21 protein-coding genes and 3 pseudogenes are annotated in these 24,154 nt (G+C 67.9%); 11 read left to right on the top strand and 13 right to left on the bottom strand.

Going from position 1 to position 24,154, the window contains the following annotated elements; genetic code table 11:
* Positions 1–23 precede the first annotated feature (23 nt).
* Positions 24–1,670 carry an FAD-binding protein gene (locus tag AB0M29_RS38065; RefSeq protein ID WP_365391384.1) on the top strand — a complete coding sequence of 549 codons (1,647 nt, stop codon included), beginning with the start codon at positions 24–26 and terminating at the stop codon, positions 1,668–1,670.
* Positions 1,671–1,737: 67 nt separating this feature from the next.
* Here the strand turns inward: AB0M29_RS38065 and AB0M29_RS38070 are convergent.
* Positions 1,738–1,972: pseudogene (locus AB0M29_RS38070) on the bottom strand (CoA-transferase); the annotation flags it as partial.
* Positions 1,973–2,062: 90 nt separating this feature from the next.
* Positions 2,063–2,275, bottom strand: coding sequence for a hypothetical protein (locus AB0M29_RS38075; protein WP_365391385.1), 213 nt, complete (start codon positions 2,273–2,275; stop codon positions 2,063–2,065).
* A 633-nt stretch (positions 2,276–2,908) separates the two neighbouring features.
* On the opposite strand from AB0M29_RS38075, the gene AB0M29_RS38080 reads away from it, so the two are divergent.
* Both AB0M29_RS38080 and AB0M29_RS38085 read left to right on the top strand, forming a co-directional pair.
* Positions 2,909–4,279, top strand: a complete 1,371-nt coding sequence (locus tag AB0M29_RS38080) for an SMI1/KNR4 family protein (RefSeq protein ID WP_365391386.1) — start codon at positions 2,909–2,911, stop codon at positions 4,277–4,279.
* Between the two features lie 678 nt (positions 4,280–4,957).
* Positions 4,958–5,374: a hypothetical protein gene (locus tag AB0M29_RS38085; RefSeq protein WP_365391387.1), complete on the top strand. Its 417-nt coding sequence runs from the start codon at positions 4,958–4,960 to the stop codon at positions 5,372–5,374.
* 198 nt (positions 5,375–5,572) lie between these two features.
* Here AB0M29_RS38085 and AB0M29_RS38090 read toward each other — a convergent pair.
* Positions 5,573–5,638 (bottom strand): annotated as a pseudogene (locus AB0M29_RS38090) (hypothetical protein); the annotation flags it as partial.
* A gap of 501 nt (positions 5,639–6,139) precedes the next feature.
* Here AB0M29_RS38090 and AB0M29_RS38095 point away from each other — a divergent pair.
* Positions 6,140–6,604 (top strand): hypothetical protein, encoded by a 465-nt coding sequence (locus tag AB0M29_RS38095; protein WP_365391388.1) that lies wholly within the window; start codon positions 6,140–6,142, stop codon positions 6,602–6,604.
* A 637-nt stretch (positions 6,605–7,241) separates the two neighbouring features.
* The gene (locus tag AB0M29_RS38100) at positions 7,242–7,727 is read left to right on the top strand and encodes a hypothetical protein (protein ID WP_365391389.1); all 486 of its coding nucleotides are present in this window, start codon (positions 7,242–7,244) and stop codon (positions 7,725–7,727) included.
* 192 nt (positions 7,728–7,919) lie between these two features.
* Here AB0M29_RS38100 and AB0M29_RS38105 read toward each other — a convergent pair whose 3' ends face one another.
* Both AB0M29_RS38105 and AB0M29_RS38110 read right to left on the bottom strand, forming a co-directional pair.
* Positions 7,920–8,309 (bottom strand): hypothetical protein, encoded by a 390-nt coding sequence (locus AB0M29_RS38105; RefSeq protein WP_365391390.1) that lies wholly within the window; start codon positions 8,307–8,309, stop codon positions 7,920–7,922.
* Positions 8,310–8,996: 687 nt separating this feature from the next.
* Positions 8,997–9,731, bottom strand: a complete 735-nt coding sequence (locus AB0M29_RS38110; protein WP_365391391.1) for a dienelactone hydrolase family protein — start codon at positions 9,729–9,731, stop codon at positions 8,997–8,999.
* A 476-nt stretch (positions 9,732–10,207) separates the two neighbouring features.
* Between AB0M29_RS38110 and AB0M29_RS38115 the strand changes: the two genes are divergently transcribed.
* The 3 genes and pseudogenes from AB0M29_RS38115 to AB0M29_RS38125 all read left to right on the top strand — a co-directional run bounded on the left by AB0M29_RS38115 (position 10,208) and on the right by AB0M29_RS38125 (position 12,007).
* On the top strand, positions 10,208–10,462 hold the full coding sequence (locus AB0M29_RS38115; RefSeq protein WP_365391392.1) for a hypothetical protein: 255 nt from the start codon (positions 10,208–10,210) through the stop codon (positions 10,460–10,462).
* Positions 10,463–11,155: 693 nt separating this feature from the next.
* Positions 11,156–11,701, top strand: a pseudogene (locus AB0M29_RS38120) (alcohol dehydrogenase catalytic domain-containing protein); the annotation flags it as partial.
* Positions 11,681–12,007: an FAD-dependent oxidoreductase gene (locus AB0M29_RS38125; RefSeq protein ID WP_365391404.1), complete on the top strand. Its 327-nt coding sequence runs from the start codon at positions 11,681–11,683 to the stop codon at positions 12,005–12,007. The pseudogene AB0M29_RS38120 and the gene AB0M29_RS38125, both read left to right, overlap by 21 nt.
* Before the next feature lie 166 nt (positions 12,008–12,173).
* Here the strand turns inward: AB0M29_RS38125 and AB0M29_RS38130 are convergent, their stop codons facing one another.
* The 5 genes from AB0M29_RS38130 to AB0M29_RS38150 all read right to left on the bottom strand — a co-directional run bounded on the left by AB0M29_RS38130 (position 12,174) and on the right by AB0M29_RS38150 (position 17,339).
* Positions 12,174–12,602 carry a hypothetical protein gene (locus AB0M29_RS38130; protein ID WP_365391393.1) on the bottom strand — a complete coding sequence of 143 codons (429 nt, stop codon included), beginning with the start codon at positions 12,600–12,602 and terminating at the stop codon, positions 12,174–12,176.
* A gap of 131 nt (positions 12,603–12,733) precedes the next feature.
* Positions 12,734–13,948, bottom strand: a complete 1,215-nt coding sequence (locus tag AB0M29_RS38135) for an MFS transporter (protein ID WP_365391394.1) — start codon at positions 13,946–13,948, stop codon at positions 12,734–12,736.
* Positions 13,945–15,195, bottom strand: a complete 1,251-nt coding sequence (locus tag AB0M29_RS38140; RefSeq protein ID WP_365391395.1) for a glycosyltransferase family 4 protein — start codon at positions 15,193–15,195, stop codon at positions 13,945–13,947. The genes AB0M29_RS38135 and AB0M29_RS38140 overlap by 4 nt, the downstream gene beginning before the upstream one ends.
* A gap of 618 nt (positions 15,196–15,813) precedes the next feature.
* Positions 15,814–16,622 (bottom strand): IS5 family transposase gene (locus AB0M29_RS38145; RefSeq protein WP_365391396.1). Its coding sequence is split into 2 segments (ribosomal slippage): positions 15,814–16,272 and positions 16,275–16,622, totalling 807 coding nucleotides; the frame shifts between segments, so codons are not numbered across the junction.
* Positions 16,623–16,661: 39 nt separating this feature from the next.
* The gene (locus AB0M29_RS38150; RefSeq protein WP_365391397.1) at positions 16,662–17,339 is read right to left on the bottom strand and encodes a hypothetical protein; all 678 of its coding nucleotides are present in this window, start codon (positions 17,337–17,339) and stop codon (positions 16,662–16,664) included.
* 361 nt (positions 17,340–17,700) lie between these two features.
* Between AB0M29_RS38150 and AB0M29_RS38155 the strand changes: the two genes are divergently transcribed.
* On the top strand, positions 17,701–18,138 hold the full coding sequence (locus AB0M29_RS38155; protein ID WP_365391398.1) for a DUF4231 domain-containing protein: 438 nt from the start codon (positions 17,701–17,703) through the stop codon (positions 18,136–18,138).
* Positions 18,139–18,273: 135 nt separating this feature from the next.
* On the opposite strand, the gene AB0M29_RS38160 is transcribed toward AB0M29_RS38155, so the two are convergent.
* A complete protein-coding gene (locus AB0M29_RS38160) occupies positions 18,274–19,761 on the bottom strand; it encodes a tetratricopeptide repeat protein (RefSeq protein WP_365391399.1) in 1,488 nt (495 codons plus the stop codon).
* Positions 19,688–20,689 (bottom strand): hypothetical protein, encoded by a 1,002-nt coding sequence (locus tag AB0M29_RS38165; protein ID WP_365391400.1) that lies wholly within the window; start codon positions 20,687–20,689, stop codon positions 19,688–19,690. The genes AB0M29_RS38160 and AB0M29_RS38165 overlap by 74 nt, the downstream gene beginning before the upstream one ends.
* Before the next feature lie 186 nt (positions 20,690–20,875).
* On the opposite strand from AB0M29_RS38165, the gene fabG reads away from it, so the two are divergent.
* Both fabG and AB0M29_RS38175 read left to right on the top strand, forming a co-directional pair.
* Positions 20,876–21,583, top strand: a complete 708-nt coding sequence (fabG, locus tag AB0M29_RS38170; RefSeq protein ID WP_365391401.1) for a 3-oxoacyl-ACP reductase FabG — start codon at positions 20,876–20,878, stop codon at positions 21,581–21,583.
* A 216-nt stretch (positions 21,584–21,799) separates the two neighbouring features.
* On the top strand, positions 21,800–22,759 hold the full coding sequence (locus AB0M29_RS38175; protein WP_365391402.1) for an MBL fold metallo-hydrolase: 960 nt from the start codon (positions 21,800–21,802) through the stop codon (positions 22,757–22,759).
* Positions 22,760–22,779: 20 nt separating this feature from the next.
* Here the strand turns inward: AB0M29_RS38175 and AB0M29_RS38180 are convergent, their stop codons facing one another.
* On the bottom strand, positions 22,780–23,613 hold the full coding sequence (locus AB0M29_RS38180; protein ID WP_365391403.1) for a helix-turn-helix domain-containing protein: 834 nt from the start codon (positions 23,611–23,613) through the stop codon (positions 22,780–22,782).
* Between the last annotated feature and the right edge of the window lie 541 nt (positions 23,614–24,154).

Here is a 24,154-nt window from a genome sequence, read left to right on the forward strand (position 1 = left end):
CCGACGGACCCCACTGTGGTGCCATGACGACCGATTCCCCCGGCCCGCTGAACCGTCGCGGACTGCTCGCCGCGGCCGGTGGCGCGACCGCCGGGCTGACCAGTCTGCTGTCCACCGGGTCCGCCTCCGCCGAGACCGGATCGCGTCCGCCCGTGCACTCGGGCTTCGGGCCGGTGACGGTCCGTCCGGCGGACTCCCGGTACGAGAGCCTGCTGCGCGGCAACAACTTCCGCTTCGTCGGCCGACCGGACGAGATCCGCGTGCTCGGCTCCACCGAGCAGGTGGTGCGCGCGGTGTCGGATGCCGTGGGGTCGGGGCGGCGGCTCGCGGCACGCAGCGGCGGGCACTGCTTCGAGGACTTCACCGCCAACCCGCAGGTGCGGATGCTGCTGGACCTGTCACCCATGGACGAGGTCGGCTACGACGCCGGCAGCAGGGCCTTCTCGGTGCAACCAGGAGCGACCCTGGGCCATGTGTACCGGACGCTCTTCAAGGGCTGGGGCGTCACGGTCCCGGCGGGCGGCTGCCCCGAGGTGGGCGCGGGCGGCCACTTCTCCGGCGGCGGCTACGGGCCGCTCTCCCGCCGGTACGGCTCGCTGGTGGACCACCTGCACGGTGTGGAGGTGGTGGTGGTCGACGGGCAGGGCACCGTCCGCGCGGTGCGGGCCACCCGCGATCCGGGCGACCCGAACCACGACCTGTGGTGGGCGCACACCGGCGGTGGCGGCGGGAACTTCGGTGTGGTCACGAGGTACTGGCTGCGCACACCGGGAGCCAGCGGTGACGACCCCTCCCACCTGCTGCCCGCCGCACCCCGCGAGCTGCTGGAATGCCTCACCGTCTGGTCCTGGGACGACTCGATGACCGAGCGGGCGTTCACCACCCTGCTGCGCAACTTCGGCACCTGGCACGAGCGCAACAGCGCCCCGGACTCCCCGTACACAGCCCTGTACGCGATCCTCGCCCCGGCCCACCGCAGCGCCGGCGACTTCCGGATGACGGTGCAGATCGACGCGGGCCTGCCGGACGCGGACCGGATGGTGACGGACTTCGTCGCCGCGGTGACCGCGGGCACCGGCCTCACACCGAGCCTCGAAGGCCGGCGTACATTCCCCTGGCTGCACCCGACGACATGGCCGGGCAGCGGCGAACCCGGCGACGTGGTCACCCGCCGCTACAAGGAGAAGGCCGGCTACCTGCGCCGCTCCTTCACCGACACCCAACTCACCGCCATCCACCGGCACCTCACCAACGGCACCGGCGGCCCGACCGGCGGCATGCTGCTCGTCGGCTACGGCGGCCGGGTCGGCGCCGTATCACCGCAGGCCACCGCAGTCGCCCAGCGCGACGTGGTCATGAAGGCGGTCTTCCACACCTTCTGGGCCGACGCGTCGGACGACGCGGCCAGCCTCTCCTGGATCCGCGAGTTCTACCGCGACGTGTACGGCGCCACCGGCGGCGTCCCGGTACCCGGGCAGGTCAGCGACGGCTCCTACATCAACTACCCCGACACCGACCTCGCCGACCCGGCCTGGAACACCTCGGGCACCCCCTGGCACACGCTCTACTACAAGGAGAACTACCCGCGCCTCCAGCGGATCAAGTCCCGCTGGGACCCACTCGGCGTGTTCCACCACGCCCTGGCGATCGAACCGGCCCCGGCCCCGTGACCTCTCGCGAGCCGACCCCGCCGCCGACCCCGCCGCCGGCCCGCGGCCGATTGACAGGCGTGGGCACACGTACCGGCCCGGCTGTACGGCTGGTGACGTCCTCGACGGCGACGCCCGGGGCGGTTTCACCGAGCACGAGGCCGTGCTCGGTGATGTCGAGGACCCCCAGGTGGTCGGTGATGACGCGATGGACGCAGGTCCTGCCCGCTAGCGGCAGGGTGCTTGGGTGAGCCGTCCTTGGCGGTGTGTTCCATGAGCACGATGACACCGCGCGCACCGTGTACCAGGTCCATCGCACCGCCTTCGCGGGCGTGTTATTTCCGGGCGGCGCGGATGTTGGCTGCGGGGGAGAGGCGGAGCGTGTTCTCCAGCATCCACATCCCCGGACCGGTTCACTCCGTGAGCAACTGGTCAAGCCGCCCGGTGATGATCATCTTTCGGCGTTCCTGCAGGTCCTCAAGTACGCGTATCGGCTCCGCGACGTCGGATGCTTCCATGCGTATGGCGGCGAGACGTGCTTCGGTGCGGAGCAGCCGGTAGGCCCTCTTGCGTTCGGTGGCGGAGACCTGCCGGGCCTCGGGCCGAAGGAAGGTGGAGACCGACACGAGATCATGGTGTCTTTGATCTTGGTTGTGCTGGGGTTGTGCAGTTGTTTCGGGTGGGTGAGTGTGCAGGAAGTGTCCCCGCGGGTGTTTGGGTGCTGGTGGGGGAGGGGGTTTGAGCTGGGCTCTTGGGGTGTGTGCAGGTGTTCTGGGTGGGGTGTGGGTGAGGGGGCGGCGAGGGTGAGGGTTTCGGGGTAGGTGATCAGGGTCCGGCAGGTCAGGGCGCGGGCGCGGTGACATGGATAGTGCACCCGCCGCCGGGGGGAGGACGGTGTGGTAGCCCGTCGCGATCGATTGGTGGTCGGGCTGTTCGGGATCCGGGGGCGGTTGGAGGTACTCCAATGGAGTCCAGCCGTCACCGAGGTCCGGCGGTGGGCCGGTGGTACGGGCGCTCACGGCGGCGAACATTACGTCGTCCTCGGTGCAGGACGAACGGTCACTGATGCTGAAGGACTCGCCGCGGGGGGCGCCGTCGCCGGCCCGACCGGTCGGCCGGGCCGTGGCAGTTGGAGGTGGCTATCGCGTGTGCGGAACTGCCGGGCGGCAGCTGCGTGGTCATGGTCTGCGCGTGGTGATGTCGGTGCCCCCGCCCATAATGCATCCGTCACCGAATGTGCCTATTCAGGAGGTCCGCTCGTGCCCGCGCTTCATGACTTCACGACCTGGCGACCCCTGCTGCGCCTGTTGTACGCCGCCCACGCAGAAACGCTCACCACATCCGGCGGGCATGTGGCGGGACAGATCAGTCCCGGAGCGTGGAGTGTTCCGCTGCCTTACCGGCCGCCGCAGCCGGGGCGTGCCTCACAGGTCTCCGACAACCAGGAGGAGTTCGACGCCGTGGGACAGATCGTCGAAGCGCTCAAGGACAACGGGGACGACGGTGTCTCCTTCGTCGTGGAGCCATCTTCCGCTCCCAGCGGTATCCGGCTGCATCTGATCCGACTGGGCTCTTCAGCGGAGCCGGGTGTCGCGACTGCGCACCCGGGCACGCTTCTTCTCGCGGACGGGGCACTGCCCGAGCCGGTGCGCCGCCTGCCCGAGCCGGTGCCGGACACAGGACCGGCTCCGTCCGCGGATGTGAAACTGCTGCAGCGCACTCTTCGCGAACGGCTCCCACGCGCGGTGGGCGCCTCCGACGACGAGATCGCGGCGGTCGAGGCACGTCTGGGCGTGCCGCTGCCCGCCGAGTTGAGGGCTCTGTACCAGGTGGTCCGGGGCCAGTACGAGGACTGGGACGACTACCAGCAGTCATACGACACCGTCGGCTGCGAGCTGTTTCCTCTTGGCGAGGCGTACGTCGCCGACGCGGCTTCCCGGCATGTGCTGTGGGAATTCGGCGCCATGGAGGCGGTCGAGACGGGGCCCGAGGACGCCGTGCAGGGGCTCGTCGGATCACCTGGCTGGATCGTCTTCGGCGACAACGGCGGCGGAGACCGTATCGCCGTCGACCTCACACCGGGTCCGGACGGGCACGTAGGTCAGGTGATCATCATCAGCCACGAGGAGAACACCGGTGCCGGGCTGGTCGCCGACTCCCTCACCGACATGGTCGTCCACCGTCACTTCCACGGCCGGCCGGTCAGAAGAACCGAACGGCCGCCGCTCGTCGCCCATGTCAATCACGCCTCCGTCCCCAGCATCGAGGCTGCCGCCCACCCCGGCCTGGAGGTCCTCAGCCTCGGCGTCTGGGAGAAGGAGCCTCTCAGCCTCGCCCCCGTCTTCGGCCTGCCGCGTCTGCGGACCCTCTCCGCCTATCCCGGTACTCTCGCCGATCCTCGTGAGATCGCCCGGCTCACCCACCTTGAGTATCTGGAACTCCCGCCCGCGGAATGGCGCGTCCTCCTCGATGCGGGGGCGGTACCCCCCGGGCTTCTCGCCGCAGGCATCGACGCCCACCGGCAGCAGGACAACCCCTTGCAGACCATCGCCCTCGCCAACGAGATCCTCGCTCTGTACAGTCGGCCGCCGATCGCCGACATCACGGTGCTGGAGGGAACGGTCTCCTAGCAGGGGCCGTTGCATGATCGGCCGCCCGCCCCGCGGCGTCCCGTTCGTCGCCGTGCGCCGCTCGCCGGGCGTCAACTTCCTTGCCGTGCCGCTCCACGTCTTTCCACAACTCAACGAATTCGTTGGGGAAGAAGGCGTCGGGCGCGATGCTATGGAAACGGCGGGGAGCGCAATAAGGTGAGCAACCGCCGCGGTTGCTCACCTGCCTGCGCCAGGGTCGGGACGTAAGGGCACGGCATGTCATGGGCCGGCGAGGAGTTGCGCATTCCGGGCGGTCGAGGGGTGGACCAAGGGGAAAATGGGCGCCGTGGATGTCCCGTCGTCAGCGAAATCGGACCGCTTTGCCGCTGAAGTCGGATCGACTTCGGTTTGGGACATCGAAGTCACAACGCCCCAGGTCAGAAGCGCGACAACCGATGCGCGCGGTGCCTCTGCAAGCGTCCGCAGCGGAGCGAAGACAGGTTGATAGTGAGACAGGCCGCTGACCTAGGGTTTAGTGATCCAACTTCGATGACAAACAGTCGATGTGCATTCCGGATCGTCGGACCGCGCGGTCGACGATCCGGACAAGCGGAACTCCGATCAGCACTTTTGTCGAAAGACTGGCTACCCACCCCTTTATGCGGTCCACTTCTTCTGTGACACCCGACCGCCGGGAGTCGCCAAGGGGGGAGAATTATGGAAATCGGGAAGCGGCTCGCAGCAACCGGTGCTGCTCTGGGCCTGGCAGCGACGGGCCTTCTGTTCGGCGCCACGGCCGCGCACGCGAACGGGACCCGCTGCGGCCACTACACCACGAAGTACGGGGCGTACGTCAGCATCTGTCTGACCATCTCCCAGGGTTCCTCACCGCAGGCCGACCTGAACTACTACGTAGACAGCCGCAGCGCGAGCACCGACGAGCGCGTCTACATCGAACTGGCCGGGTGTGGCAGCAGCGCTACCAGCGACTTCAACGACGAGCTGAACGGTCAGCGCGTCTGGAATTACCACCTCTACGGATACTGCGCCACGTCCTCAAGCTGGGATGGCTACTCCTACGCCACTGAAACGGGCCACACCACCGGCTCCACCAACACGGGCTGGTTCTCCTAGAGATCGTCTTCAAAGATCAGATCCAGAGCAGGTTCGAGGCGATGGTGACGGTGGCCTGGTAGAACTCGGGGGCTTTGTCGGTCGAAGCCGGTGGGTCTGCCGCCATGGATCCGCGCCGGTGGCGGTTGGTGATCTGGTCGGCGCGTTCGGGGAGGTCTTCGGGGCCTTGGAGCGGGTGCGCAAGCCCTCGATCCCCTCGGCCTGGTAGCGGCGGTACCAGATGTAGTAGGCCTGCCGGCTGATCCCGAAGTACCGGCAGGACATCGCGACGTTCCCGGTGACCTCTTCGACGTGACGTATGACCGCGAGGCGGCGTTTGGCTTCGCGGTCAAGTGGGGTGGTGGGGGTGGGCTCCGTAGTGGCCGGAAGATCCAGGTGTCAACGGTGACCGTCAGTTCTATACCGACAGTCGTCGGGGTGGTTGTCATTCGCCAGGGCTCTCCGCCGCCTGCGCGGCCCCAGCCTCCGAGCCTGCCAGCTCAAGAGGTGTGGGGCCGCTACCACGATCACCCGGCTGACCCGGCGTTAGGACGAACCCAGGACGAACCCAGGACTCGTAAAGCTAACTTCGCCTCGCACCAGACCGGCAGCGCACCCCGCGCCATGACCACCCTGAGCAGCCTCGCCATCGGCCTGATCGGCCAAGCCGGCTGCCGACCACTACCGGTCACTCCCCGGCTACGCGACCGCACTTCTCAGAATCACCTGCTGAGAATGCATCAACCCCGGGGTGGAGGCCGATCATCGAACAGGAGACAGCGACCCATGCTCAAACTCCGCAAAACCCGTGGCATCCTCGCCAGGCGCGCCGTCGCGGCTGGACTCGCGCTCGGCACCATGCTCGCCGCTGCGATCGCTCTCGCCCCTACGGCCTCCGCCAACGGCGGTGGGGGCTGCCGAGGGTTTGCATACATCGAGGGCGGCATCAGCCTCGATTCCTGCAGTGGTTGGGCCGAAAACGACCCCCAGCACCTGTTCGGCCAGATCGGCTACATCGGAGTCAACATCGACCCGTGCGCACAGCTGGTGAACGCTGACACTCATCAGTGGGTTCACGACTTCGGGTGTCTGGGCTGGTCGACGACCTACACGAAGCACTACGGTCCCTGGATGGACAGCTGGATGGATGTTCCCAAGGGCCGCTACTACGTACAGGTCGGTGCCTGGGTGAACTACGACACGCTCCACTACATCGCCAACGTTCAGAGTCCGGTTGTTACCGTCAGCTGACACTGCGACGGATCACGGTCTGCAACGGGGCCAGGCACAGCCGGTGGGTGGATGAGCCAACAAGGCTCGGTTGACCTCCCCGTGTGGACCTGCGGCGCTGCGGCGTCCTCGCCGCAGTGGCAGGCGCCGGAGCGTCCCCTGACCGACGCGACCGGGCTGCTTCGCGCCGAGCAGGGCCAGCAACTCGTGCCGCGCTCCCTCCGTGAACAGCGCCCTCTCCACTGGTTGCAGCACCAGCAGGAACCGGCCGCTGCCGGCCTTCACGTACCCAGTGACGATCTCCCTCAGGAGGCCGAACTGCTCCTGGGGCTGGGCGTCACGACTGGAGCCATGTGCTGGTGCGCCGGAGCGGTCGCTGGCTTGTCCAGGACGAGGGCACCACCACGGCGCAATACGACGATGCACAAATGCCAGACCGGGACGCGATGGGTCCATCTGCCGGAGAAGTACCACAACTGGCGAGGCGTCTTTAACGGGCTGCGGAACAACCCCCGCGCGGGTACACGCCGTCAGTGGAGGCCCCCACACATCATCCCAGCGGGGGCAGTCCGACGACGGGAGCGCCCCTGCGGGCCGAGCGATGACTTGGAAGTTGTCCGTTCGTGCCGTTGGAGCGGCGCTTCCGTAGAATCGCGCAATGACCACCAATGCCCCGCTCACCCGGCAGTCGTTCCGACGCCTCCACCCGATCAGCATGCCCCGGCCGGTGTCTCAATTGCCGGATCGTGTTTGGACTGATGCGGAGTGGGACCGGATCCGGCGCGGTTATCATGCCCGGGACATGGATGAGAAGTGGAACGTCTTCGTTGAAGGCGATGTCCTTTTCATGCACCGCAGTTGGACCGGTCGAGGCATCTATGAGGTGTCCTTTGCCCCCGCGGCAGGTCGGGGGAGGAAGATCGGCTCTGCTGTGGTCGAGGCTGATGAGGAGCGTTATCGCCGCAGTGGCGACGAGTACGACTGCTTGATGATGGAACTGGTCATCAACGCGATCATCCTTGGTGAGCCCGACCCCGAACTACGGACTCGTCTCGTTGAGTTGACTGCCAGGGCTTCGGGAACGAAAAATCTTTCCTCGGGCGTGGTGCAGCACAGTGCTCTGGGGTTGCGCTCCGGTTCCTGAGTTCTGCGTCGATGCCTCACCGAGGCGACATGCCATGGTCGCCGGTGCTGCCGTGCTGGTCGGCGAGGTCGTCTCTTTGCCCCCAGCACCCTTGGCTGGACGTCCGTGGATGTCGGCCACTCGGCTTGGCTGTCCTGGATCCCGTGAAGCGCCCCGCCAGGTGCAGGCGGGGCGCTGGGGAGTCGGGATAGGTCAGATAGCCCAGAGGGTCGGGCCGTCCTGCCCTCTGCTCGACTCGGTCGGGTAGATGTAGGCGTAGTTGAGGTTGCACGGCATGTACCAGCCGGTGTTGTTGTAGCCGGACTGGGTTATGTCGTTCCAGTTCAACGTGTAGGTGTGCCCGCAGTTGTCGCGCGCCACAGCGTAGAAGCGTTCGTCGGTGGTGGCGTTGCCGTTGCCGACAACCCAATAGACATGGTTGGTACCGGAATCGCAGATGTAGTACGCGGCCCCGTAATAGCTGTGGTACGTCTGCGTGCACCCGCCGATCACGGAGGCACTCGCGGTGCTTGCGGTACCGACCACTCCGGCGGCTGCTAATCCGAGCGCGGCGACCGTGCCGGCGATCCTGTTGAGACGCATGCGTTTCCCCCTCTGGGCGGGCCACTGGCGCGGCCCCAGAGCGATGCTAGCGACGATAAGTGGTCTGCAATAGGCCCCCGAAACAAGAAGTAGCCAGTCGTTCCGTTTATCGGAGGCGATACTAGATGCTCGTGGATGGCTTGATCAGGACCGCGGGTTGATTTCCGAACAGGGCTTGCACCAGACGTCCCAATTCCGCAAGCGGTTCGGCGCCTGTTCGGGCCGTGGTCGCTGAGCGCGCCCGCGCCTGGCTCAAGCCCGGTGGCTGCCTGGCCTTTTGCTCGTCAACCTCCCCGTGGGCGGGTCCAGGGGACTGGCTGCACGCACTCGTCGGCTTGCTCCGTACGTGGCACGAGGCTCTCGGCATGGCCAGTCGCGTCCCGCCCTGCTGGGAGCAGGCACGTCAGCAGGACCCTGACCATCAGGTGTTGTCCCGTGCCGGATTCGCGTGCGTCGAACGTCGTGAGTTCGCTGACGAGTAACTGTGGACGAATTGTGAACTCGCCGGCCACATCAGGTCGACATCATTCCTGTCCTCTTCGGTGCTTGGACTGCTCGTGTCACTGGTCCTGGCGCAAGTCCAGATCTCAAGACGGCGAAGCCAGTACATCTGATGGCGCCTCCACTTCGGTCCAATGCAAGAAACGGGCCCGCGTGCTCAGCCACTTGGCTGATGTGCCGGAGCGCTCAGTTCCTTTTTAGGGTGCGGCTGAGAAGGGGCAGCAGAAAGTCCCAGTGACGTTGCAATGCGCCGGGGTTGAAGGCATCGGTGTCTGACATGGTGAACCCGTGGACGGTGCCGGGATAGATCTCGGAGGTGTAGGCGAGGCCCGCCGCGTCCAGGGCCTTGTTGAGCTCGCCGAGAGCCGTGGGTGTCAAGTCGCTCTCGGCATGGCCGAAGTGGACCTCGGCGGTGAGCTCGGAAAGGCTGTCGGGTCCGTCGGCTCCCACCGGGGCGTGGAATGCAGCGAGGGCGGCGACCTGGCGGGGGTGCGCTGTAGCGGTGCGCGTTGCCAGGAGGCCACCGATGCAGTAGCCGGTCACCGCGACCGGTCCGGGGCGGACCTCGGGCTGAGCCGTGAGGAACCTGAGGAAGGCGTCAGCGTCGCGCAGGACACGGTCAGAGGTATGAGCCTCGATCAAGGGCATCAGCTGGGCGAGGACTACGGGCCGGGCCTCTTCTCCGATGTGCTCGGGAAGTTCGATCAGCGGTGTCGGGCCGTGTCGGTAGAAGAAGTTGGGGACGAGCACGTAGTACCCGTGCCCGGCCAGCTCGCGGGCCATTTCTCGTAGCACGGGCCGAATGCCGAAGCCGTCCGGGTACATCAGCACCCCTGGGTTCCGCCCGCCGTGGACGGGGAAGGCGGCAAGAGCATCCGCCTGGCCGTCCGGAGTGGGAATCTGCAGCGTCTTGAAGGGCATGAATTCTCCTGTCGTGGTTGATGTCACGAGTCTGTGATCAACACGACGGAGGTGGAGCCCGCGCGGCAGCGCAAGATTCTCGATCGAACAGCGCGCCCGCACTGCCCCGTGCGGCGCTCAGAAGGGCACCGGGTCACCAATCCGTGCGTGGCGCAATGCCGTCCCGGTAGTCATACCTGCAACATAGCCCATCACACGAAGCCGTCGCCAACGCAAGGCGCAGCCGAGCCGCACACTCCAGCCAAGCCGTTTCTGACCCTTGGTCTCGTACCAGAGGAAGGATGCGAGCACCACTGGACCAACCGCCATCGGGAAGAAGGACGCAGCGGAGGACCAGCCGGCCCCCACACCCTGGCCGGGCGCAGCGGTGACCATTGATGCGCCCGGATGGACTCCGCACCGGCGGCGACAACTATCGGGCCGCCGCGGCTGGCCCCGTCCCGCCACTGGCTGTCGGCAACTGACGGCCGGTCGCGATGCTCTGCAACGCGACGCTGTCGATCGCCGTACCGCGCGCGAACGGCCGCCGCCGCGGGTCCGCGCGGGCCGCGCGCCACGCGGTCACCGCGGCAGCTCTCGCCGTCCCCCTCACCGGAGCGATGCGGGCACCGCTGCGTCCGCTGACCGGCCCGACGGACACCGTTCCGGCACTCGCCGAACTGGTCCTTGCCGGTGCCGCTGTCGCAGGCGTGCTCACCTTCGTGGTCGCCGCCGCACTCGGCTCCGACTGATGCCCGCTCCTCATCCCACCCTCACTCCGGAAGTCGAATGCCGCCTTCCGGACGTACGGATCGCTTGTCCAGACATCTCCCGGGCGTGCGACCTTGCCGGCCTCTGGGGAGGCTCGGAACGGCCAGTAGCGGGAGCGGTCAGCCGACGGTGACCTGGTTCGGGACGCGGCCGAAGACTCGGAGCCTGCAGATCGGGGATGTGGTTGTAGAGAGTGCCGGGGCTGACGCCGAGGATCTTGGCGATCGAGGTGATCGAGTTCTCGGGATTGGGGAGCATGTCGCGGGCGGCCCGGATGATCTCGGGGGTGGCGACGGCGGGGCGGCCGCCGACCCGCCGTCCCGGCCGACATGACCGGCGACGTCCGCACGGCGTACCTGGAGGGCCGCTCCATCGCCGCCGTCGCCCGCGACCACGGCGTCAGCCGCGGTGCCATCCGCACCGCCGTCGCCGACCTCCTGCCCGAGCACGCCGCCGGCGACGCGGACAGCCCGGCCCCCGAGCTGCCGGTCGCACTCGACATGCCGGGCAAGGCCGCCGACTTCCTCCGCGCCGCCGAGCTGGAGCCCGCCGAACGCGCCGTGCTCGACCAGGGCGCGGCCGTACGACGCGGGCAGGGCAGCGGGCGGGCCGCGGTGCGCGGCCCAGTGGGAGGCTTTCCGACAATCCCAGAACCACGGAAGCCGAGGCACGACATCCGCGCGACGGTATGGCACGGCAAGAGGGACGTCCGGGTCGAGAACGTGCCCGATCCCACGATCCAGGAGGACACCGACGCGATCATCCGCGTCACGTCGTCGGGCCTGTGCGGCTCCGACCTCCACCTGTACGAGGCACTGACGCCGTTCATGACGCCCGGGGACATCCTGGGTCACGAGCCGATGGGCGTGGTGGAGGAGGTCGGCCCGGCGGTGCCGAACCTGAAGCCGGGGGACAGGGTCGTCGTCCCGTTCCAGATCGCGTGCGGGAGTTGCTGGATGTGCCGGCAGGGTCTGCCCACGCAGTGCGAGACGACGCAGGTCACCGAGCACGGCATGGGGGCGCGGCTGTTCGGCTATACCAAGCTCTACGGAGCGGTGCCCGGCGCTCAGGCCGAGTATCTGCGGGTGCCGCAGGCCCAGTTCGGCCCGGTGAAGGTCCCCCAGGGACCGGCCGACGACCGCTTCGTCTATCTGTCCGATGTGCTGCCTACCGCCTGGCAGGCCGTGCAGTACGCCGAGGTGCCGCCCGGCGGCACCCTGCGGAACGTCTTCACCAAACAGACCCGGCGACTGGACGCGACGGGGCTGTTCATCGCCATCGGCCACAATCCTCGCACCGAGCTGTTCGCCGGTCAGCTCGACCTCGACCCCGCCAGCTACATCCGGGTCCAAGCCCCGACCACCCGCACCAGCATTCCCGCGGTGTTCGCCGCGGGCTACGTCGTCGACCACACCTACCGCCAGTCCATCACCGCCGCCGGCACCTGCTGCGCCGCCGCCCTCGCCGACCACAACCCGGAAAGCAGGCCCTCCCGGCAAGACCCCGCGCTCGCCCCCACACCCTGATTTCACAAAGGCCGGGGCATCGGGTGTGTGCCCACCGGCCGCGGGCACACGAACTGTTGGCACCCAAGGGTGCCCATGTCCCCTCGGGGACTGGCGGCAGTGCCGCCCGGCAGCGCCCGGCCGTTCCGCCCCCCGGACGGCCGGGCGCACCACCTCCGAGGCGCCCTCAGCCCGCGTCCGGCTCGTTGCCCGAACCGAACACCGGCGCATCAGTCGGCGCCGCATCAGCCCGCACCCGCAGCCACCGCACCGGATGCCGCCACCGGCCCGCCGCATCCAGCGATACGTCCGCAGCCACCTCCCCGACCAGCACCGGCTCCACAAGCTCCACCCGCAGCACCTCCCTGGTGCCCCATCCCGCCGAGAACGTCCATCCCGTCCAGGGATGTGCGCCCGGCTGCATAGTCAGCTGAGCAGCGAGCGCTCGGGCCGCCTCGCGGGGCAGCGCCGAGGTACGGCCGACGTACTGCAGAGCACCACGCGCGTCCAAACGCCCCAAGAGCACCGTCGTCGGCGACGCGACCGAACCGCCGACCAGCAGGATCGGTGACAGCGTTCTTACCGGCACCCCTACTTGCAGCCCCCAGCTGATCATCTGGGACTGCAAAGCCCACGCCAACCAAATCTGGCACCGGCCGGCCTGATCGAACCCGCATGTTTACCCGCCGCGCTCCGCCGCCCAGTGGCGGGCACAGCCACGGGAAGGGGGCGGGACGGGAAGGTGCTTCACACGGTCAGTTCGGCCGGTACGGAGCGCCGGAGGGTCTGGCCGCCGAGGACGGTGATCAGCATGGCGAGAGCGGCGGCCAGGCCGGCGACGAGTGACACGAGGCCGAAGGAGCTTCGCTCGACCAGGAAGCCGCCGATGGCCTTTCCGGCCGAATCGCCGATGGCGTCGGCCGTGGTGATCCACATGAATGCCTCGTTGGCGAAGCCGTTCGGCACGGTGCCGTCCAGCAGGAGGTAACGGCACGTGATCATGGGGGCGGCCGGCAGGCCGACCAACAGCGTCAGCAGCACCACGGCGGGCATCGAACGCGCGAGGGAGAGCGCGGTCATCAGCAGGGCGAGGAGCAACAGGATGGCCGCGTAACGGCGGTCGAGCGCGGACCTCCAGGTGCGGTGGCCGTACACGAGCCCGCCCACGAGGCTGCCGATGGCGACCAGGGCGATCAGCAGCCCGGCGATGCCAGGGACGGCGTGCCGGGTGGCGTAGGCGGGGAGGTCGACTTCCACGACGGCGAAGGCGAAAGCGGTGGGCGCCGTCGTCGCGATCAGGACGGCCAGCGGTCCGCTGGTCATCACCGCCGGCCTGCTCCACATCTGCACTGCGGCCCGGGGTTGGCTGCGAACCGCGGACAGCTGGCTGAAGACCAGGGTCGCCGACCAGGTGAGGCAGGCGGTGGCGAGCAGGGCGAAGGTGGTCCCGGCCTGCGCGATTGCGGCACCGGCGCCGGCCGGGCCGCCGATGTATCCGATCTCCTGGAGGACCGCCTGGACCGCGTAGGCGCTCTCGCGGTCCTGCTCGCCGGTCAGCCGCGACCAGGCCGACCGCATGGCGGCGTACACCGCGGAGTAGCCGGTGCCGACGGCTGCCGAAGTCAACACCAGGACCACCAGCGGTGCGTGGGCTTCGCCGGCGGCGACCAGCGCCAGGGTGAGCACCAGGTGCGCCGTGGCGATGACGGCGAGCACGGCGGCGCCGTACCGGTCGGCCAGCCGGCCGCGCACCGGAGCGGTGGCGGCCGAGCTCAATCCGTAGCAGCCGATCACGATCCCCGCGGATCCGAACGACCCCGTGGCGTGGACCAGGAACAGCAGCATCGCGAGCGGTTCGGCGCCGACGCCTACGAACACCAGCGTGCCCACGACCGTCAGATTCCGGGTTTCGCTGCTCAGGAGGAGACGACTGACGCGCTGACGGTCGGTCTTGGTGCTCATCGCGGGTTCTCGGCCAGGCGAGGAAGGACCGCTTCGTAGACCGCTGTGATCTGCCGCAGTGCTGCCGGTGCGCCGTAGGTCTGCTCGACCGCCGGCCCGGCCGATCGGGCGAGCGCCGCATAGCGATCGGGCTCCGCGATGATCCGCCGAACCTTCGTCGCCAGCGCGTCGAGGTCGCCCGCCGGCACCAGCATGTCCGGGCAGAGTCGGCCAACGGTCGTGCGCAGACCGCCAACGGCGAAGGCGGCCATGGGAGTTCCGACGGCCAGCGCCTCCAGTGCGACGCCGCCGAGTTCCTCGTAGGAGGAGGGCATGACGAGCGTGGTCATGACTGCGAGGGCCTCCGGGACCCGGTTGTTGGGGACGAATCCGGTGATCAGGAACTCGTCCGCCAGTCCCTCGGCGCGGATCTGCTCCTCCAGGCGCTCGCGCTGCGACCCGTCGCCGACGATCAGGAACGAGGGGTGGAGGTCGCGCAAACGCAGTGCCAGCGGCACCAGGTACTGCCAGCCCTTCTCGCTGGCAAGGCGACCGACGAAGCCGATGATCGGGCGGTGGCCGGCGGCGGACGCCCAGGCGCCGAAGTCGCCCGCGCCCGCTCGGGGCACCCGGGGCGGGGCGGGCCCGGTGTCCACGATGTCCGGCACCACGGCGAACTGCTGCTCGCTCACGCCAACGGCTTTGGCCGCAACGCGCGCTGTGCTCTCCGTCAGCGTGACGACCCGTGCCGCGCGGCGGATCGCGCGCTTCTCCGCGATGGCCCCGAAGCGCTGCTGCAGCCGGGCCATGGCGGACCGCGGGACGTAGCCCGCGAGGCGCGAGCAGTGCAGGGTGAGGACGTACGGTGCACGGACCAGCCGGGCGGCAACCGGGGCGAGCAGCAGGGTCCAGAGCGCCCCATCGGCATGGACGTGGACGAGGTCCGGCTTCCACCGCCGCAATCCGAAGCAGGCGCCGAGCGTGGCGAAGAACCACGCCGGGGCCAGCCCCACCAGACCGGTCGATTCGGAGCGGATCTCGGGAATCGGCATCCGGGCGATGCGTACGGTCAGTCCTTCCCGGTCCTCGCGGACCGGCGGGAGCCCGGGGAAGCCGACGGTCACCACCACCTGCTGCACGCCGTCCTCGGCTAGCATCCGGGACAGTCGGGTGGTCTGGATCTGCATTCCCCCGATGGAGTCGTACTCCGTAGGCCAGGCATCGACCTGGTCGTGGTAGTACCACGGTGTGAGCCGCAGGATGCGCAACGGTTCCCCCGGTCCCTGTCGTTCCTCGGCAGATCAGGAAGGCGGCGCAGTTCCTCGGGCCCTGGGCGCGATCGATCGCACCGGATCAATTCGCACTGTCGCACGGGAACCGCCAGAAATCAACAATCAATGATCTTCAGGCAGTTGAGCCCGATGCGGCGGACGCGCACTGAGGCATGGCCTGGTTGGTCGGTCCCCGTGCCGGGGCCCCAGTTCCCGGCGGCCTTCTACCCTGCCGGAGGCAACGCGCCACCGGAGCGTGCTCCTGGTCACCCTGGGCGCCGTCGCCGCTGCTGTGCCGGGCTTGTGCGGGGCCGCCTCGGACCAGCCACAGCAAGATCACCGGCGGGCGGCGCGGCCTGTCGTTGTAGCCAGCCGTCTTGACCCCAGCCATGACCGGCCTCGGGGAACATCAGTACAGCGGTTACCGGCGAGGCCGCAGTAGACGACTACCGATCAAAGTCGGTACCTGGGAGGCTCATCCGCTCAGGGCCGAGCACCCACTGATCGTGGTCGAGGCCTACCGCGTCACCCAACGCTGGCCTGACTGAACCCGCCCTCTACGAAGCAGCGGTGTGCCGGCAATCGCTGTCCTCCGTGGCTGGCCCTTGGGCGTCCTCACTGGGTGAGTCGGCGGTGGCAGATGAGAACTGCGGCTATGCCGACGAAGGAGAGGAAGTACTCTGCCGTGCGTTCGTAGCGGCGGTGGAGTCGGCGGCAGCCAGCAAGCCAGGAGACCGTTCGCTCGACGACCCATCGATGCCGCCCGAGCCGCTCGGACGACTTGACGCTTTTGCGGGCGATGCGATGGCGGATTCCGCGACTGCGGAGCCATCGGCGCAGGTGGTCGTAGTCGTAGCCCTTGCCTGCGTGCAGTCTCGCCGGGCGTCGACGGCGGGGTCCGCGGCGGGAGCAGATGGGCGGGATGCCACGCACAAGGGGTTGCAGACCCTGGCTGTCGTGCACGTTCGCCCCGGAGATGCCGAGCGAGAGCGGAAGGCCGTTTCGGCCCGTGATCAGGTGGATCTTCGACCCCAACTTGCCACGGTCGGTCGGATTCGGTCCCGTCAAAGCCCCCCTTTTGCAGCCCTGAGGCTGACGGAGTCGATCGCGCAGCGAGACCAGTCCAACTCGCCGCGGGCTCCGAGCTCGTCAAGGAGCACACGGTGAAGTCGACCCCAGACCCGGGCCTGGCTCCACTGGGCAAAGCGGCGATAGACCGTCTGCCAGCACGGGCCGAACACTGGTGGAAGTTGACGCCAGGTGCAACCCGAGGTCGCTACGAAGATGATTGCGGCCAGGGCTTCGCGATCACCCGCACGACGTCGCCCCCCACCTTGCGGGCGCTTCACCTCGGTCGGAGGCACCACCCGCCGGAACAGTACCCATAACTCGTCCGGCAGCAGCCGCCCAACCAGATCCACCATGCACAGACCAACGACCCATCAAGCCATAAGAAACGGCGTCTAAGTCGGGCGACGAGCCATTCCCGGAAGCCGGTGAGCACAAACGGTGTCGGCGACGAGGACGATTCCGGACGCGCTGGTGCCCGGCCCGATCTGCCGGGGATCAAGGCTCGATTCCGCAGCGACGGTCGGCGCGTCGCAGTCGCCCCAAGTGGCTCTCCAACTGCTGGCCTGGTCGTCTTCGGGGTCGAGGTCTTCGGGCTTGCCTGGGATGCCGAACGCATCCAGAAGGCGGCGCTCGACGCCAAAGGGCTCGCCCAGTGCCAGCTCAGGGTATTCGGCAATCCACCGCCTGATGACGGTGCCGCCTTCGGCGATCAGCCACGCCTCGCCGTCGTTCTGCTCGCTATGGAAGTAGGCCTGAGCTCGTCCAAATTCCGAGCTCAGTTGTTGGCACAGGTCCGTGACGAGGTCGGTCCGCGTCGGATAGGGAAGCCCGCACCACGCCCCAACGATCAAGGTCCATCCCTCGATTGCTGGGGTGATCACGACTGTTGAGAATCGCTCCTTGCCGCTGTGCGCAACCTCGTCGATGAGATCGACACCGTCCGCCCAGGTTGTCTCACGCACGTTCCTGAGGCCAAGTTGCGCGACTAGATCGGCCTGGTTGGCGCCATGGACCGCGATCCACGAGAGCCAGCATGCACGTATCGCCAAGGGCGAGTCGGAGGTCTCCACGACCGCCACCATAGTCAGGCTGTGAGCGAGACCAGAGAGCCGGGCACCTGACCATACAAGATCATCTGAGACGCCGAGCGAATCGGTCCAGATCATCTGAGACAGGGGCCAGATCGCCTGAGACGGGACAGCAGGGGAGGGATACGTCCCCGGTACAGGTGTCCGGTGCCACTGAACCTTGACTGTTTGCCACTGAAGTTTGACCGCCGCGGAGCTCGCGTCCTGCCGCCTAGTGGACAATGGAACCGCCCGCCCACCGGGCGGGGTCAGGCAGAGGAAGTCACACGACGACAGTGGAACTGGTCTTGGGGGCGGAGTGCAGTCGCACGGCGAATCAGGAGTAGGGCTCAGCCCGATAGAGGTGGCTGTCCTACTGCTGGGCAAAATCCGTAACGGCAACGAGTACGCCCATACGAAGAAACGTCGGTTCCGCTGGCGCTCTTCCGCGATCAAGATGCTGACGCTGGCGCTCTCCGCAGCGTCCACCATCATCCTGGGCCTGCAGAGCCTTAATGTTTGGGCTGGCCTGGCCTTTGCGCTGGTGGCTCTGGTGACGGTACTTGGAGCGGTCGAGCCGTTCTTCAACTGGCGGTCCCGGTGGGTGTTGATGGAAGAGACCCAGTACCGGTTCCAACGTCTCGCCGACGACTTGGAATACCTCATGGCAACGACGGCCCCTAGCGATCTCACACACGCCCGAATTGACGATATTTTTCGTGGCTACCAGGACATTTGGGGCGACCTGAGTCGTACCTGGTTGGAACACCGCCGGGAACCCACACCATCGCTCGGGGCTTGATCCGAGCGCCATACGGAGGCGAGCCTGCGGGACGCTCGACTGGCGAGGGCTGCGCGCTGCGAGGCTGCCCCCGAGTATTCGTGGCAATCCCAGGTGCACCAGTGCACTGACGGGCTGGTCGCCGTGGAGATCGTCTCAGGCGGTGCCGCGCCGCATCGGGTCAACACCGTGGGCGCGAAGACGGTTCGCCTGCTCGGCTTGGCCGTGCTCGGCGAGGTACTTGAGCAAGGTCTCTACGGCGTGGAGTGTGCCTGCGTGGATCTCCTCCCAAAGCTCATCTTCACGCCCGCGGTCAGCCAGCATTTCGACCAACCGGTAGGGAGGGAGCCAATCGCCGAAGTCGGCAGCGCCGCGCAGGACGTCCATAGCTCCGTCGGCATTGCCCTGCTCGATGAGAAGTTCGGCTAGTCGGACGGCGGCGTAGCGATCGCCGGTGTCGACTCGGGTCCGCAGCGCCTGAAGGTCGCCTTGCTCGGCCAGTAGTTCGGCCAGTCGGGACGCGGCACGCTCATCGCCGGTATCGGCACGATTTCGCAGCACGGCAATGGCACCCTGGATGTCCCCTTGCCGGCTCAGCCGCCCAGCCAACTGGAAGGATGCGTCAGCATTGCCGGCGGCGGTGAGCTCCCGCAGTACGTCGTTGGCCCCGCCGATGTTCCCCCGTCGGGTCAGCAGCACAGTCAACCGGAAGGCGGCGAGTTCATCGCCTGCGTCGATTGCAGCGCGCAGTACATCGATGGCACCGTCGATGTCCCCTCGCTCGGACAGCAGATCGGCAAGGCGCCGTCGGGCGTCCTGGTGGTCGGAAGCGGCGCGCAGTACATCGATGGCCGCGTCGATGTCCCCCTGGCCCTTCAGCAGCACAGCCAGCCGAAGGGCGGCGTGCTCATCGCCGTTGTCGGCGCGGGTTTGCAGTGCTGTGGTGTCGCCTCGCTGGGCCAACAGGTAGGCCAGCTTCCACCGAGAGCCCCGGTCGGTAGCGGCGCGCAGCACATCGGCGGCTCCGTCGACGTCGCCTCGCTCGGCAAGTAGATCGGCCAGCCGCCGTCTGGCGTTCGAGTCGCCAGTGTCGGAGGCGGCGCGCAGGACGTCGATGGCACGTTCGGTGTCGCCTTGTGTGGTGAGTAGTTCGGCGAGTCGGGCGGCGGCGTGGTGGTCGCCGTTGTCGGCGCGGGTTTGCAGTGCTGTGGTGTCGCCTTGTGTGGTCAGTAGATCTGCCAGGTGGGAGGCAGCGCGCATATCGCCGGTGTCAGCGCGTGCCCGGAGCAGGTCGATGGCTCCTTCGATGTCGCCTCGTTGGATCAGCAGGCCGGAGAGCCGCTCGCTGGCGTCCGGGTGGGTGGCGGCGAGGGTCCCGTACAGGGTCGCCGCGGTTCGGTAGAGCATGCGGCGTTTGGCGCTGTCAGCAAGGCGGTAGCGGTCATCGGGGCTGGTGGTGTGGTGTGTGAGGGCGCGCCAGGTGTGGGAGGAAAGTTGCTCGCTGCGGCGTGTGCGGGTGAGGTTTTGCAGGAGGTAGTCGGTGATGGTGTAGCCGAGGGTGGTGTGGCGGTCAGGGCTCGGGAGAGGGATGAGGAGGGAGGTCGCACGGTCGTGGGTGCGGGTGCTGCTGGTCAGTTCGGCCATGGCGGGTTCGAACCAGCTGTCGTCGGGGTGGGCCGTGGTGAGGGGCGAGTTCCTTGTCCACATGCGCCTTGCGAACCGCCGGTGTGTCGAGAAGTGCCTGCTCGGACACCGCATACGACCGGAGTTCCAGAGCACGTTTCCTCGCGGCGGGCAGCTCTGCCAATTTCAACGCGCTCCACCCTCCCCGGCCAGCAACGACCGCCAGCGGCGTGATCGCCCGTGCTGCGTGTGCCTGGGCGTAGGTCTCGAACTCCGTTGGGTCCGTTCCGGCGTGCCGTGCCAGCGCAGCGGCGAGGATCCCGACGCAGGCGTCGCTGATCCGCACGGCGGACCGCCGCGCCCAGGGGATCGTGGGCTTGCCCGTGAGAAAGCCGCCCGGTCGGACGTGCCGCAGGAGGGACGCGGCGTTCGCGTGGACGAAGTACGTCGAGGTCGGCTGGTAGAAGCGGCGGTACAGACTCAGCGCTCCGGCGCCACCGGCGGCCGCCTCGACCTGGTCCACCATCTGGCGGACGGTCGGTGGGCCGCCCTTCGTGCCGAAGGCAGCAAGGGACTGTTCCACGGCGCTTTGGGTGACCAGGCCGTCGTCGACGACGTAGCTGAGGATGTCGCCCATCGCCTTGATGTTCGCCGCGTGCAAGCGGGCGACGGCACCGGGCACGTGCAGGCTGTACAGCCCGAGCAGGCACCCTTCCACGGCGGCACGGGCGAGCAGGACGGTCGCCTCCTTGTGGCGGCCGGTTGACGCCCGACGGGTCTGGTCCTGCAGCCACAGCAGCCGCAGCAGGGCGAGCTGGGCAACGTCGACCCCGGTGGTCTTGTCATCGTCAGGCCAGTTCTCGCATGTGACCAGCCGGTGGGCGGCCGCGCGCACGCGCCGCCGGCGGAAGGGCTCCGGGTAGGGGAGCAGTCCGCGGACCGTGCCCACAACGAGTTCACGCACAAGGGAATCCACGCGTCCACTGTGACGGTCCCCGCCGGACGAGACCAACGCAATACGCAGCTCGGCGCGGTGGTGCGCGCCTGCCGACCACGGATCTCGCGCACTCCCGGGAGTGACGGGCGGTGAACTGGTTGACTACGACCGATATCTGCGTCCACGGAAGGGCATCACGTGTCCCGTTCAGTTCTGGTCACCGGTGGAAACCGCGGCATCGGAGCCGCCATTGCTCGCCTGTTTGCCGAAGCCGGCGACCGCGTGGCGATCACCTACCGGACCGGTGAACCGCCGGAGGGCGACTTCCTCGCCGTGCGGTGCGACGTCACCGACACCGCGCAGGTGGACGCGGCGTTCAAAGAGGTCGAGGCCCAGCACGGCGCCGTCGAGGTCCTGGTCTCCAATGCGGGGACGACCAACGACCAACTCCTCATGCGGATGACCGAGGACGACTTCACCTCGGTTCTCGACACCAACCTCACCGGCGCCTTCCGGGTGGTCAAACGTGCCAACCGCGGCATGCTCCGTGCCCGGTCCGGGCGGGTGGTGCTGATCTCCTCGGCGGTCGCCCTGCGCGGCGAAGCGGGCCAGGCGAACTACGCCGCGTCCAAGGCCGGGCTGGTCGGCTTTGCCCGGTCGATGGCCCGTGAACTGGGCTCCCGCGGGATCACCTTCAATGTCGTTGCCCCGGGACTTACCGAGACCAATATGGCCGCGGAACTCACCGAGGAGAAGCGCGAGGCGCTGCTCGGGCAGATACCTCTGGGCCGGCTTGCACGGCCCGAGGAGATCGCAGCCGCCGTGGTGTTCCTCGCTTCGGCCGAGGCCAGCTACATCACCGGCGCGGTCATCCCGGTCGACGGCGGAGCGGGCATGGGCCACTGAGCCCAGCCAAGACTTCCGCCCGCCTGCGGAGCCCGGGCGTTCCCGGCTGCCGCTGCCGGGTAGGCATTCCTCACGGCACCGGCGGACCTGGGAACCGGGGCCGTTCGGCCGGGAATCCAACCGGGTGATCATGTGCGCTGCGGGGGATGGGAGGCTGGACTCCTCGGTCCTGCGCAGCCCTGTCCCGCGCAGCGGCTTGTCAAAGAGGGGGAAGCGTTGGAAGAAGTCGTACCGGGTGTCTGGATCGCCGAGGGCGGACCCGGCTGGGGATGGTCGAACGCCGTCTTGGTGACCGGATCGAGCGGCATTGACCACCTGCTGTTCGATTGCCAGTTCACCGCTGGCGCAGGGCACGCCCTGGCTGACCGCGCCCGTCAGATCGTCCCCGGCGGTTCCGTCGGCCGGATCGTCTACTCGCACGCGAATCCCGACCACACCTGGGGCAGCGTGGCCTTTCCGGACGCCGACATCGTGGCGTCGGCGGCGACGGCAGCCGAAATGCCTGCGGAGACACAGGCACCGGTCCTGCGCCGGATACTCGCGCAGCCGGACCCTCCGGCCGGCAGCGGGGCCGCCTACCTCCAGGAGCACTTCGGCCATTTCGACTTCGACGGGGTCCCCGGACCGCGAATCCCCACCCAGACCTACAAGGACCGCCTCGACCTCGATGTCGGCGGCCGCGAGGTACAGCTGCTGTGCGTGGGCCCGGCCCACACCGCCGGGGACACCGTCGCCTACATCCCCTCGCAGAAGACCGTCCTTGCCGGAGACATCCTCTTCATCGACGATCACGCCGTGAGTTGGGGCGCCCCGCTGACCGGCTGGGTGAGGGCGCTCGACACCCTGCTCGCTTTGGACGCGCAGTGCTTCATCCCCGGACATGGGCCCGTGGTCGGCCGCGAGCATGTAGCCGGCTTCCGGACCTATCTGGAGACAGTGGTGGAGTACGGCCAACGGCAGGCGAGTTCCGGAACACCGCTGCTGGAAGCCGCCGCCGTCTTCAACGCCCGCCGCCGGTACGGATGGGGGCTGCCGGAACGGGTGGTCACCCTGCTGGCGGCTGTCTACCGGGAGGCGGGTGTGGAAGGTGAGGCTCAGGCACAGCTTGGTCTGGTCGGCCTGATCGCGGCGCACGGAGCCGACCTGGACTGCCGGGACTCACCGCAGCGCCGCTGACCAGGAGGACAACCAGTCGTTCAGGACGGCTGGATCGAGGGGACCGGCTCAGCGGGCTGCATGATGATCAACCGCATATCGGGGTCGCGCAGCGGCGCGAGCGCGAGGATGCGCATCTTCACCGGCCGGTCCTTTCGGTAGGTCGGCACCCACATCGGGCGGACATCCCCGTCGGGGTGTACCTGTGCGCTGAGATCGTCCTCCCACAGCAGGTTGACCTCCGGATTCTGGCGCACAGTGTGGACGACTTCGGCGATGTGGGGGTCCTGGGGGTGCCGGACAGCCTGCATCCGCAGTTGAGCGAGCATCGGCGTGGCCCAGGAGTCACGCCAGTCATGGAGCTGCCACTGGGCGTCCGCTGACAAGGCCCATCTCATCACGTTGCAGTTGGGCATTTGGAGAAAGGGGAAGTGCCGCTTTCCGAGTTCGTTGACGGCCAGTACGTCCCAGGCCCGGTCCGATATATAGGCACCGTGCGGGATGCTGTCGATCAGCTCGACGAGGGGCTCGTCGATCTCCTGCAGTTGCTTGGCGCGACGCGGCTTCTCATGGCCGTGAGCCGCGTACAGAGCGGCCATCTGGTCCTCGGACAGCCTCAACACGCGGGTGACCGAGTCCAGGAACTCCCGGCTGAAGCGCCACTGCTCGCCTTGCTCCAACGCGCTGTACCAGCGGCCGCTGACGCCCGTCAGGAGCGCCACGTCGTCCTGCGTCAGCCTGGTGCGCGGCCGGCGTCGGGGCGGGAGCGTATGGATGCCTGGCACCTGCTCGGGATCCAGCGCCCCGCGCCAGCCCTTCAGCAGCCGGCCAACCTCGCGTGCCCCTTCGGCAGTTGGCAGGGGGGTGGCTTGCATGTCCAGGAACTCCCAACGTCCGAGCAGCGGGGCATATCGACCAACTCCGGTCGGTATGCGGCAATTGCCGTCCAGCCGCTATCACATACTGCCGCTCCGTATTCTAGAAGTCACCACTTCCGGAAGTACGGCAATCCTTCCGCGCGCCCGCCGAGTGCGGCAACCTCTTACCTTCACCGGCACCTCGCCGGGAGGAGTGGATCATGCCTGTGGGTAGCGCCGTCGCCAACCCCAACCCCATACCGGGGAATGGAGGACGATCGGTGATATCCGGGGTGCATGCCGAGCACCTCCGGCAGGTTGGCTCCCGGCGGGGTTCGCCCTCCGCAGAGAGGTCAGGCGCCGGTGTGATCCGCTGCCCGGTTGGATAGGGTGGCGGTTTGATGACGCCTTGTGGCAGAGGCGTTGTTACTCCAGCCAGAAATGGCACCGGCCTCGCTCCAGATGCTGCTGAGTCTCACTTCGCTGTCCCTGTGAAATCTCACTTGAGTGACACGAAGCGTCTGCACAGTGCAGAGACCCTGCCTTTGGCGCTGATCCA

Origin of the sequence: Streptomyces sp. NPDC051976 (assembly GCF_040680795.1) — a bacterium.
GTDB lineage: Bacteria > Actinomycetota > Actinomycetes > Streptomycetales > Streptomycetaceae > Actinacidiphila.